Origin of the sequence: Agaribacterium sp. ZY112 (assembly GCF_041346925.1) — a bacterium.
GTDB lineage: Bacteria > Pseudomonadota > Gammaproteobacteria > Pseudomonadales > Cellvibrionaceae > Agaribacterium.
In genome coordinates this window covers 2,283,504-2,296,159 of record NZ_CP166840.1, presented here as the reverse complement: position 1 = coordinate 2,296,159, position 12,656 = coordinate 2,283,504, and the positions used below count along the sequence as shown (strand labels likewise).

Here is a 12,656-nt window from a genome sequence, read left to right as displayed (position 1 = left end):
AATCGCTAAATTTAGGCGTAACTATCTTGTATTAAGCGGTAATGGGGGGACGATATAAGCTGCTAGGCACTTGGCTGAGCGACTGCTCTTGATAGAAAAATGGCTGCTGACTAACAGCAGAATAAACAAATAAAGACTTCAATAAGTCAATTAAGGCGGGGCTAGTATGGCAACCTTGCATCTGACAATGATTACCACAGCAAGTGTCACTTTTCTCTTGAGGCTTGGAACTTGCAAGTTCTATAGGCTTCGCCGCGTCACTGGCTGCACCGTGACAGGGGGAGACAACAAGCTCCACATTTGAATCATGCGTCAACACGGAGTCCGCCTCAAACACAGCCTTAGATGCGGCAGTAGGCAGCCTATGTAGACTACCTGCAAACAGCTGAGCGGCATAAGCAAATAGGCATACAAGCACAACAAGCTGCTTGACTGGTTGGCGATAGCTCACAAGGAATTCACCCCTTTAAATGACCTTATTAAAATAGCAGTATAAGCACCTAGCGAAAAGCCTTTTATCCGTCAACTTAGACCTTAGTTGAGTATTTAAATAGTTATTAATTTAACCATCTTTACCATCCACTCTGGCTTGGCTAAGCACAGGAAGGTACTTAACGACAAAAAGTGTAAAGGCGATAATCCAACACACACCGGAAACCCAAATCAATGCCATATAGTCGTCTAGCACCATCGGTAACCAAGCACGAGCCAAATAAGCAAACAGCATAAACACAAACGACACAGTCATTAATAGCCCGACTTTAATTGGTCTTCCTGTATGGCCAAGAGAAACACGGGCGATCATCGATAAAATCATAAAGGCCATACCACCAACGGTTAGACCGTGTACCGCCAGTGAACGATAAGGAAGTTCCAAATAATAATTCAGCCCCAATAAGATAAAAGCAAAAGCCATTGCCAAATAGCTAAGGTGTAAAGACCACAGCAAAGGCGTTTTACCGGTCAGCCAAATTTTCCAGCGTAAACAACGCAAACTATTTAACAACCCCGCCCATAAGAACAAGGCAGCAATATAAGCGTGAGGCAAACTAAATAAGCCCAAGTACTGCAAAGTCAAAACAACAACAGGCGCAATACTAAGCAGCTCTAACCAGCGTAATGGCTGAACTTTATTGGTTTTTGTCGCATTTGCAGTAAACATTGGAAAGACTCGCCCCCCAATAACACACATCAGTAAACTGACTAATAACAGCATCGTATTGGATGCAGCACTTAAATGGGGGGCACTGTTTAAAGCCGCGGCGCAATGCATCACCGCATTGGCATAAGCCATAATCAACAAGATAGGAACAAACATAAGATTGCGCCATAAGCGCACACGGATAATCAAACGCCCTAAGAAGAGAGCCACCAGAGGCAAGAAAGCTAAATCAACGCTCACCATCAACCAAAGAGGCACAGTAGAACCAAATAGCATTAATACACGAGCAAGTAGCCACAAAGACACCAAGGCGGCTAATAACACACCATGCACGCTGCGCTGGCCCGTCCAGGTTTGCACTGCCGTTAATAAAAAGCCCGCAACAATAGCCGAGGCAAAGCCAAAAAGCATTTCATGCTGATGCCACCACAACATGCCCCCATAAACATCAACGCTCACCTTGCCGGTAAATAAAGCTAACCAAAGAGCAATGCTCAGTACAGCAAAAGCCGCTCCTGCGAGAAACAGAGGCCGAAAGGCCAAAGCAAATAGAACTGAAAACACACTGTTCGACACAGCGCTGTCCACGCCCACGTTTTCTTGATTAGCCATGAGTTATCCAAGTAAGAATGATTCGTATAGATGTTCTCAGTATAAAGGATCTTGGCCCTTGATCTGCATCAGCGAAGCAAGGCTGTGTGGCTGAGCAAGTTTAAAAACACACCCGCCCCATAAGCGCTCAGAGCTACGCCTTTGGCAGGCTGCACTATAATCAAAAGATGGCATCAAACGAGGATATAACGTGAAACTATGGCCAGCTCTTTTGCTGTTACTGCCGGAGCTCGCCATGGCAGAAAAAACCTTAGACCAGCTGCTAAGCCTAGACCTAAAAACCTTATTGAATACCCCAATCAAAGGCGCCACGTTAACAAAACACAAGCTACTTAGCGTGCCCTCTTCTGTTACCGTATTCCAAGAGCAGCAAATACAACAACTGGCAGCGGACTACTTATTCGAGCTAGCCGCTCTGGTGCCCGGTTTTCAGGTTATTCGCATGGGGGATACTCAATATAACTATGCGCTCTCATCTCGTGGTCGACGAATTACCGATGCCAGCGCAGAGATTCTAATTGTGGTTGATGGCCTTCGAGTTGATAACGCACGCAACGCCTCAGGTTTTCAAATACTTGCGCAAATGCCGCTCAGCAGTATAAAAAAAGTGGAATTTATCCGAGGACCAGGTGCCGCTCTATACGGCTCTAATGCCATGATGGGGGTTATCAATATCACCACTCACGATAAAGAGAAGCAACTAAGCGCAGAACTCGGAAATCATCAACAAAAACGTATCAATTGGATGCACCACACAACACACGGCAAGCTTCAGTTTAACTGGCAATTAAACTATGACCATACAGAGGGTGAAAACTACTTACTAGAGAACAGTTTTGGCGACGGTGAGCTGGAGAGCCGAGATCCTCAGCAACAATTTTTTAGCAACATCAACATGAATTACGGCAATACTCGCCTTTCCCTTTTAAGTAATATCAGCAAACAAGACGACTTTTACTTTTTTGAACGTATCAGCAATCACTATAATTACAACGATGTCGACTACTACCGTTTAAATGCCAGCCACCGCGTACAGAGTAAGCGCATAGAACACGAGTTTAGTGCGGCCCTCAGCCAAACCAGCGGGGAGGCACAGACACAACTTACAGCAGAAGGAGACCTTGGCCCAGGCAGTGCTGCATTAGAAGTTCGCCCACAGGGGAATTCACTTAGCCGTCAATTACGCTGGCATGGCAATGTTAGTTTATCTGCAAAACAAAGCCTTCAAAGCGGGCTCGAATATCGCTACTTAAGTATTCATGACGGCTGGGCTTGGAGCAACTACCAACTCAGTGACTTAGCCGCAGGCGTCATCCCACCCCGCTATTACGGCGAACAAACCAAAAACACCATCTTTCAGGGCCAGATGAAACAAAATATTTACGGTGCCTACCTGCAACATCAAAGCTATTGGCTTAAAAACAGCCAAGTTGTTGCAGGCCTGCGCTACGACTATTTTGAGGGCTCAGGCCATAGATACAGCCCACGTTTCACCTGGGTTCAAAGAGTCAATGAACAACAAACAGTTAAACTACTTTATAACGAGGCATTTCGCGCTCCTACAGCAGCAGAACGGCGCATTCAAAACACACCAGGCGTGAGTGGTAATGATGAGCTTGACCCTGAATACGTACAGTCTCTAGAGCTGCTTTGGCAACTCCACCTCGATAAACACTACTTACAATTAGGCATTTTTGAGAACCACTTTAATCATTCCATACTTCAAATCACCCAAAACAACGGTCAACGTATTTATGCAAACAAAGACCAAGATAAATCAAACGGAATGGAACTCGAATACACATGGCAACTTAATAAGAAGCAGCAACTAAGTATTAACTTAAGTTATTTACATAATAAGCCGGAACAGAGTTTTCGAGATGCTAACGAGTTTGCCTCGTTAATATGGAACATTAACCACAGTCATTGGAATCTAAATAACAACTTAGTGTATCAGGGTGAACGTGAGCTGACTCACGGAGGGAAAACCCAAGCTTATACTGTTCTTAACACCAAACTGCAGCTACCACTTAGCCCTAAATGGCTACTGACAGCGGAAGCCAAAAACCTCACCGACAACAGCTATTACACTCCAAGCCAAGGTCTAGAACCAAGTAAGGGCGTTATTAATCAAGGCCGCAGAGTTAGCCTCGCACTTAGCTTTAATTATTAAGCCCTCGACCAATAGTTTTTGATCACAACAGCAACAATTCACTCGGCTATGCGCTCGATTATAGGGCCTTGTAGCGAATGTAGCCAAGCACCTAAACTTTGCCGAGCTAGTCTCCACTTGAGAATAAGAAAAAGCTCACTGCGACACACAAACTACACATATCTCACTTATAAATAGCAGCAGCACTTAATATTGTTTGAAATACAGGCAAAAAGCCCACATTTTTGATTGGAAAACAGCCAGTAAAAGGGCCCAAAAGCGGCTGCTATCCCTAGAAAAAACAAAGCTATGACTTAGCGCAAAAACTCAGCTCAAGGATACAGGGTAAACGTTTGCCTTTTAGCCTGCACTGGCCTAATATCGACGCCTGATTATTCGTGCTAAGTGGGCCTATAGCTAGATCTAAGCCTAAGTGAACCGAAGTAGTGCAACACGCTCTAACAACGCTTACGCATGCAAGGCCACATAAGCACGACCCCGATTATATAAACTACCGAGAGTTGAACCGTGGAAGATAACAACACCTTTTCCTTTTCGGACCACCCCCATCGCCGCTATAACCCACTGATTGGCGAATGGGTACTGGTAAGTCCTCACCGTGCTAAGCGTCCTTGGCAAGGCCAAAATGAAGCGCCTGATACCACGGTGCGCCCAAGCTACGACGAAAGCTGCTACTTATGTGCGGGCAACAAGCGCATCACCGGTGAAGTAAATCCTCAATACAAAGACGTATTTGTATTTACCAACGACTTTGCAGCTCTCAGCCCAGATACACCGGCTTATACCAGTGACGATCCTCTATTTAAGTTCTCTGCTGAGCAAGGTTGCAGCCGAGTAATCTGCTTTTCTCCAGATCACAGCAAAACCCTACCCGAGCTTGAACTTAAGCAAATTGAAGCAGTGATTAATTGCTGGCAAGAGCAAAGCACTGAGTTGGGCGAAGAATACAACTGGGTGCAAGTCTTTGAAAACAAAGGTGCGATGATGGGCTGTTCTAACCCTCATCCTCACGGTCAGATTTGGGCGCAAAACCAACTGCCAACCTTGGCAGAGAAAAAGCTTCGCAACCAGATGGCTTATTACAAAGAGCACAAAAGTAATTTACTGCTCGACTATGTAGAACGTGAAGTTAAAAGCGGTGAGCGTATCGTTTTTGCCAACGACTACTGGGTTGCCTTGGTTCCGTTTTGGGCTGCATGGCCATTTGAAACCCTATTATTACCTCGCTTCCCGATTTCACGCATGACCGAGCTAAGCCCTGTTGCTAAAGAACACTTGGCCGAGTGCATGAAAGAGCTGACTGTGCGTTACGATAACTTGTTCCAGTGTTCTTTCCCTTATTCTATGGGCTGGCACGGTGCTCCTTTTGACAACCAAGAGCACCCAGAGTGGACCTTACACGCACACTTCTTCCCACCTTTATTACGTAGCGCAACCGTGCGTAAGTTTATGGTTGGTTATGAAATGATGGCTGAAGCTCAGCGTGACATCACCCCAGAACAAGCGGCACAGCGTCTTCGCGACCTGCCTGCCACCCACTACAAAAGCAAATAAGAAGGGTCTTTAGCAATGGAACAATTAGCACAAAACGCCACTGCCGTATTTAAAGAGTTTTTTGATGCTGAGCCTGCTTATGTAGGCAACGCGCCTGGTCGAGTCAACTTGATCGGCGAACACACCGACTACAACGATGGTTTTGTCCTTCCTGCCGCCATTAACTTTGGAACGGTTGTAGCTGCCAGCCCTCGCAGTGACAGAAGCATGTCCGTTGTGGCTTTGGACTTTGATAACGAGCGCTCTGACTTTGACCTAGATACTTTGGCTGATGCCGAGGCGTCTAGCTGGATGAGTTATGTCCGTGGCGTGTTACTGGCCCTGATGGAGCAATACCCAGACATCAAAGGTGCTGAGCTTACCGTAACAGGTAATGTGCCTCAGGGTGCCGGCTTGTCTTCATCGGCCTCGTTTGAAATAGCTTTATTAAAAGCCATGGCCTCTTTAAACAATCTACCATTGAGTGGCGCAGATGCGGCCAAAATGGGCCAACTAGCAGAGAATAAATATGCCGGATGTAACTGCGGCATTATGGATCAAATGATCTCTGCTTGCGGCGCCAAAGATCGCGCGCTACTACTCGACTGTCGCTCGCTAGAAACCAAGTACACGTCAGTACCTGCCGACTTCAGCGTCATGATTATCAACTCTAACGTCAAGCGTGGTTTGGTCGAGAGCGAGTACAACTTACGCCGCGAACAGTGTGAAGCCGCTGCCGCCGCTATGGGTTTAACCTCACTGCGTGATGCAAGCCTTGAGCTATTAAATGCAGCTAAAGACAAGATGAGCACCAAAGAATATCAGCGCGCTTTGCACGTTCTTACTGAAAACGAACGCACTTTAACTATGTTTGATGCTTTAAACGCTAGCGACATTGCAACATGCAGCAAGATGATGGCCGAAAGCCACGCCAGTATGCGTGATGACTTTGAAATCACCGTGCCACCTATCGACTATTTAGTAGAATTGCTTAACGGTTTCTTAGGCACTGGCGGTGGCGTGCGTATGACTGGTGGTGGTTTTGGTGGCTGTATTGTGGCCTTGGTTGCCGATGCTAAAGTTGAAGAAGCTAAAGAGCTCGTTCTTGAAAATTACGAAAAAGAAACGGGTATCGCGCCAAGTATTTTTGTATGTAGTGCCGAAGCAGGCGCCTTTACTCAAGCGTAATTGATCAATAAACACTCCCACCCTAGTAAGGAGAGGAAGTATGAAAATTTTAGTTACAGGTGGCGCCGGTTATATCGGAAGCCACACCTGCGTTGAGTTACTCGAAGCAGGTTATGACGTGGTGGTGGTCGACAACTTGTGCAACAGTAAGCGTGAAGCCATCAACCGTATCGAAAAAATAAGCGGTAAAAGCTGCTTATTTTACCAAGTAGATATTTGTGATCGCGACGCTCTCAGCGCTGTTTTCCGCGAGCACAAAATTGACGCGGTTATTCACTTCGCCGGCCTTAAAGCTGTCGGTGAAAGTGCGCAAATCCCTTTGGCCTATTACCAAAACAACGTCACCGGCAGTATTGTTCTTGCCGAAGTCATGGCTGAGTTTAAGTGCCCCAACTTTGTATTTAGCTCATCGGCAACCGTTTACGGCCCAGATGCGCCTATCCCTTATGTTGAAACACTGCCAACTGGTCCGTGCAATGTGTACGGTCGCACCAAACACATGGTTGAAGAAATCTTCCAAGACCTATGTGCAGCCCCAGACAGCAAGTGGAATGTCAGCTTATTGCGTTACTTCAACCCTATTGGTGCTCACCCAAGTGGCACCATTGGTGAAGACCCGCAAGGCATTCCCAATAACTTAATGCCTTATATTGCTCAAGTTGCCGTAGGCAAACTTGAATACCTAAACGTCTTTGGTGATGATTACGACACTGCCGATGGTACAGGCGTGCGCGACTACATTCACGTGGTGGATTTAGCTAAAGGGCACGTTGCAGCAGTAGCGGCTCTTGTAAAAGCAGATGAGCCTAAGTGTAATGTCTACAACCTTGGTTCAGGCCACGGTTATAGCGTACTTGAAGTGATTAAAGCATTTGAAAAAGCATCCAATGTTGAGATCCCTTACAAGGTCGCACCTCGTCGCACTGGTGACTTGGCAGAATTCTTTGCCGATGCCTCACTTGCTTTAAAAGAGCTTGGTTGGAAAACCGAACTTGGCATTGAGCAAATGGCCGAAGATACTTGGCGCTGGCAAAGCAATAACCCTCAGGGTTACCCTGCTTAACGCTCTGCGCTAGCAAAGCCAACAAAAAAGCCCCAGCATTGTTACAATACTGGGGCTTTTTATATTTAGGCTTGTGCTATCCACTCTCATCACATTGGTCTTAGCTGAATTAATCCTTGCCAAGCTTGTGTTCCGGCTCGACAGCAGGGGCGCTGATACAAAATGAAAAACAACTTCCCTCGCCTTTAACACTGCTTAATTTAATATCTCCGCCCATCAAATCACATAGCTTTTTACAGATCGTCAACCCCAAACCTGTGCCACCATAAACCCGAGTCGTTGATGTGTCAGCTTGCTGAAAAGCGCCAAACAAGCTTTCTATTTTTTCATTATCAATTCCAATACCGGTATCACTAACCTTACAAAATAAAAACTGCTCTTCCCCCTCGCCACCGAGGTCAGCCCTAACACTGACACTGCCCTTATCCGTAAACTTGATCGCATTGTTGAGTAGGTTAGTTAGAATCTGCCTAAGCCTTGTACTGTCGATATAGACTTGTTCTCCTTGTAAGGTAGCGATATCAACAATAAAATCGAGTCCTTTCTTATCTAACATAGGCTGAAATATACTCAAACAAGAATCAAACTCGTCATGCAATTTTACTGGTACTAGCTCAAGCTCCATCTTGCCTGCTTCAATCTTAGAAAAATCCAAAATTTCATTAATAATCATCAATAAACTCTGGCCAGATTCAAATGCGACTTTTACTTTACGTTGTTGTCCTGCATCTAAATTGCTTCGCTGCAATAAAGAAAGCATGCCAAGCACCCCATTCATTGGCGTGCGAATCTCATGGCTCATATTGGCTAGAAAATCACTTTTAGCCTGACTCGCTTGCATGGCCTCTTCTGCTAGGGCTCTTGCCTCATGCTCCGAGTCAACCAAACGAACTTGAAAGCTATACAGCTCAAGGTAGCAATAAAATATATAGGTAATAACATTCAGTAAATTACCGAACAGATAACCAAAGGCCAACCAATTGGGATTGCTTAACGCAAAATAAAAAGTAGACCAATGTATCGCATATAAAACCAAAATTAAGCACACGGCTAAGCATGGATAAGAACGCCTCTGCAGCCACAAATTAAGACAGAGATACGACAACAAAAGCAGAGAAAAGGCTTGAGACAGAGAGAACAAGATAGAAAACAAACTACCGTAGCCATACACTTTTAATAAAGTCAAGAAACAGGAAAACACCAAAGTAAAAAAAACCAGATACCATTTCACCTTGGTTTTAAGACGCTCAAGCCCCAAAAAAACGAGGAAGCCGAAAATAAGAAAAAGCTTCTCAAAATTTAAAAAGGCTGCATATAAACTTTGCACAAACAGCTTATCTAAAAAAGCATCAAAAAAGAGGAGATTGATTCGAGCAAACAAGATAAAAACAACTGAGATCATCCAATAAAACCCAGCCGCACTGGCACCTGGGATCTGTACCACCCAGAAAAACAAAAATAGCACAAGCGTATAAGCCGTAATGCCAATGACATTAACCATATCAGGGCTTAACACACGTAGCTCCTCGAGTTAGCTTACACCTCAACCTAGGCTTTAATCTCATCTCAATATCATCACTTAATCTAAGGCCCAGCCTAGAGTCAGACCTAGCGTTCTAGGGTCACTCCATACACCAAATACACCTCCGGCAATCGTATAGCTATGTGCCACACGACGCTGGTTTTCAATATTTCTGGCCCACAATGAAAGGCTCCACCTTTGCTGAAATTCACGCCAATTCACACTTGCATTGGTTTGAGACAGCTCATCAATACGGGCATCCTGATTAACATAATCACTTAACTGAGCATCGGCATATTGATAGTTAAGATCAAAATCCAAACTGCCCAGGCGAGGGTTTAATGGCAGCCAATAATTAAGGGCCAAGCTATAGCTGTTTTCTGGTGCCTGCCTTAAGGGCGAACCGCTGGCATCAACAAGCCCTTGTGTTGTTTCTATTAACAAGCCCTCAATGCGGCTGTGCAAATAAGCGTAATTAGCATCTATACGAATATGTTTATTCAGCAACCACTGGGCTTCTAATTCCACTCCTGAAATATCGGCCACGCCTATATTACTTGTTGTAAAACTACCAAAATCTGGATTTTCAGGAGAGGGGCCAAAACGAACTATTTGTAAGTCTCGATAATCCATATAAAACACACTGCTATTTAAACGCAGACTGTTTTTAAATAAATCACTTTTAACCCCCAATTCATAACTCCATACCTGCTCAGGATCCACTGCGGTTTGCGCAACCTGTTTGGAGCCAGGCGATCCCGGAAAACCACCACTTTTATAGCCCTTAGTTATGCTGGCATAGGCCATCCACTGCTCTAGCGAACTGTATTGCAGTACTAACTTGGGGGAGATATCTGTCCACTTCTGCTTGGCGTCAACCTCGAATACATCACTCATCAAATTAAGATAAGAACCTGAATCAACTGCACACAAAGCACTTTGCTCAACAAGAGCATCATCAACACCACAGTTTATGCTTATAGATTGAGTGTTTTTTGTGTCTTGAGTCCAGCGGGCTCCCACAATCAAGTTCCATGTATCGCTAAGCTGCCACTGAGCCTGTGCATATAAAGCTTGGCTCTCGGTCACATTGCCTTGCTTAGAAATCTCATCACCCAGCAGCTGCTCGCCTAAAACCCTAGTGTTTTTAACTAACTGGTAGTGCTCTTCGCGCTCTGTCTCTTCATTTAATAAAAACAAACCCAAGCTTACATGCAGGCGCTCACTCACATCTTTAAGCCAGCGAGTTTCAAAACTAAGCTGTTGAATATCTTCAAGGATCCAATTGCGCACATCACCACCTAGCTCACCAGAGTCTAAATCCATAAGGGGGAAAGGAGGATGTGGCAACATTGGCGCACCCGTTGATGCCATTGCCCAATCGCTTTCACTGTGCCTAAAGGCCACAATGCTCTCAAGACTCGAGGCTGTGAGCTCAAACTGATGATTAAAACTCAGCCCCTTGGCGCTGCGATCAGAATATCCGCTAATCGGGGAAGTACTGCCACCGGTATGCCCCCCCAACAAGCGCCACTGGGCTAAAGACCCCAAGCCACTCTCTGTAACAGGGAAACGCCCCATATCAGCTCTATCGTCTTTTAGATAATCGGCAGATAGCTGCCAAGACTGGCTCTGCCCTTGCCACGCCAGCTGCCCACGCAGACTGTCTTTGTCTTCGTTTTGATTTTCCTGCCAAAGCAGAATATTGTCGCTAAAACCTGCATGCTCACGGTGGTGCAAACTCAAGCGGGCGCTGAGCTGCTGACTTAAAGCGCCGCTAAATACCGCCGCGTAGCGACGAATATCGTAGTTACCAGCGCTCACTTGGGCTTTTAACTCGGTTTCTTGAGTGGGTTTAGCGGTAATAATATTAATCGCACCGCCAATAGCATTACGACCAAATAGAGTGCCCTGCGGTCCTCTAAGCACCTCAACACGCTCAATATCAAAGAGATCAAAATCGATATTACCCAAGCGGCCTATATAGACGCCATCCTGAAACACAACAACCGAGCTATCCATACCGGGGCCATCATCAACCGATAAAATGCCACGCATGGAAATATAACTCTGCCCTGCAGCAAACTCAGCATGGCTTAAACCGGGGGTAATATTAGCGAGGCTGTCATTGTCGTGAACATCAAAACGTGCGATATCACTGCTATTCAGTAAGGTCGTCGCAATAGGCACATTTTGACTTCGCTCTTGGCGAAACTGAGTGCTAACCATAACTTCTTCAAGCCCACGCTCTGCTAGAGACAAGGGGGATAAAAAAAGAATAGCTAGGGGAGTAAGTGAGAGACAAAAGCGAAATGTAAACACAAAGAAAATAACCGTAACGAGGGTATCTTCTTAAGTGTGGTCGATATTAAGGGCTTCGCCATTGGAAGCGACAAATATGGCAGCTGAAGAAACTCAAAAGCAAGCTGCTAGTCAGACAGAATGAGCTTCTAGCATAGCTGAAAGCAGTCATCCGATGACCTTGAGATCCGTTTATCTAGGGGGGGGTAATACTTCTGTTACACATCAAACAACAACTGAGTACAACAAAGTACCGTAAACACCACAAAAAAGAGCTACTTGAGTACTGAAAAAAACCTTAGACTTCATAATCGTTCTCCAGGCTTTCGTCGGCTTTCCATAAGGACGACTGTTGAGTATGGGCTTCCGAGCTAAGCCATACACTTATTATTATTGACCGCTTATAGGGCTACTAGTTCAAACAAGGTGCCCCAAAGACAGCTTTATACTACCTCGAACTTTCGAGAGTAACTACAAGCAATGCTCACTTTTTACATTTTTTTAATACTGTAACGCTATAAAAACCCAGTTTCCTTTTAACTGTTTCTAACGGTATCACTTTCGACATAGTCCTTAGCCACCAGACAGTAATCCTCCGAGGCGTAGCGCTCACTTAGGGCCCATATTCGCTGGTTACTGCTGCCACGCCACCAAAGACTTGGGTCTTTTAAAGCTTGCTCAAAGCGGCCATCGACCAACACATCGAGCATTGACGCCAGTTGACGCTGCTCTTCATTAAGCTCTTCTAGAACATAACCGGTCCAGCACCAAATATCTTTATCTGGGCAAGCCTTACGAACATCAGCCAGCAAATCGGTAATAGCGGGAACATTGGCAGGATGCAGAGGGTCACCACCACTTAAACTTAAACCACGCCTACGAATACGGGTGTCTTGTAGATCACTAATAATCAGTTGTTTATGAGCCTCATTAAATAACTCACCACGCTTAAAAGACCAAGAGCCTTTATTAAAACAACCGCCGCAGCGATGATCACAGCCCGATACAAACAAGGTACAACGAGTGCCAGGTCCATTAACCACATCGACCGAGTGATAGCCTAACACCCTCATGTTCCAGCCCCCATAGCTCGCCCTCTCAT

9 protein-coding genes are annotated in these 12,656 nt (G+C 45.4%); 4 read left to right on the top strand and 5 right to left on the bottom strand.

All coding sequences use genetic code 11. The annotated features are described in order from the left end of the window. Positions 1-31 precede the first annotated feature (31 nt). Together AB1S55_RS10020 and AB1S55_RS10015 are read right to left on the bottom strand one after the other, a co-directional pair. The gene (locus AB1S55_RS10020) at positions 32-451 is read right to left on the bottom strand and encodes a hypothetical protein (protein WP_370977907.1); all 420 of its coding nucleotides are present in this window, start codon (positions 449-451) and stop codon (positions 32-34) included. 111 nt (positions 452-562) lie between these two features. Further along, positions 563-1,774 (bottom strand): NnrS family protein, encoded by a 1,212-nt coding sequence (locus AB1S55_RS10015; protein WP_370977906.1) that lies wholly within the window; start codon positions 1,772-1,774, stop codon positions 563-565. Positions 1,775-1,964: 190 nt separating this feature from the next. Here AB1S55_RS10015 and AB1S55_RS10010 point away from each other — a divergent pair, with 190 nt between their 5' ends. The 4 genes from AB1S55_RS10010 to galE all read left to right on the top strand — a co-directional run bounded on the left by AB1S55_RS10010 (position 1,965) and on the right by galE (position 7,731). Beyond that, entirely contained in the window at positions 1,965-3,947 is a 1,983-nt protein-coding gene (locus AB1S55_RS10010; protein WP_370977904.1) for a TonB-dependent receptor plug domain-containing protein, read from the top strand. A 507-nt stretch (positions 3,948-4,454) separates the two neighbouring features. Then, complete coding sequence (locus AB1S55_RS10005; protein ID WP_370977902.1) at positions 4,455-5,501, top strand: UDP-glucose--hexose-1-phosphate uridylyltransferase; 1,047 nt, start codon at positions 4,455-4,457, stop codon at positions 5,499-5,501. 15 nt (positions 5,502-5,516) lie between these two features. Then, on the top strand, positions 5,517-6,668 hold the full coding sequence (galK, locus tag AB1S55_RS10000) for a galactokinase (protein WP_370977901.1): 1,152 nt from the start codon (positions 5,517-5,519) through the stop codon (positions 6,666-6,668). A 40-nt stretch (positions 6,669-6,708) separates the two neighbouring features. Beyond that, positions 6,709-7,731: a UDP-glucose 4-epimerase GalE gene (galE, locus tag AB1S55_RS09995; protein ID WP_370977899.1), complete on the top strand. Its 1,023-nt coding sequence runs from the start codon at positions 6,709-6,711 to the stop codon at positions 7,729-7,731. A gap of 109 nt (positions 7,732-7,840) precedes the next feature. On the opposite strand, the gene AB1S55_RS09990 is transcribed toward galE, so the two are convergent. From AB1S55_RS09990 to nrdG, 3 genes are all read right to left on the bottom strand, one after another. Beyond that, a complete protein-coding gene (locus AB1S55_RS09990; RefSeq protein WP_370977898.1) occupies positions 7,841-9,247 on the bottom strand; it encodes a sensor histidine kinase in 1,407 nt (468 codons plus the stop codon). Between the two features lie 63 nt (positions 9,248-9,310). Then, the gene (locus AB1S55_RS09985; protein WP_370977897.1) at positions 9,311-11,482 is read right to left on the bottom strand and encodes a TonB-dependent receptor; all 2,172 of its coding nucleotides are present in this window, start codon (positions 11,480-11,482) and stop codon (positions 9,311-9,313) included. Positions 11,483-12,090: 608 nt separating this feature from the next. Next, complete coding sequence (gene nrdG / locus AB1S55_RS09980) at positions 12,091-12,627, bottom strand: anaerobic ribonucleoside-triphosphate reductase-activating protein (RefSeq protein ID WP_370977895.1); 537 nt, start codon at positions 12,625-12,627, stop codon at positions 12,091-12,093. Positions 12,628-12,656: the final 29 nt, after the last annotated feature.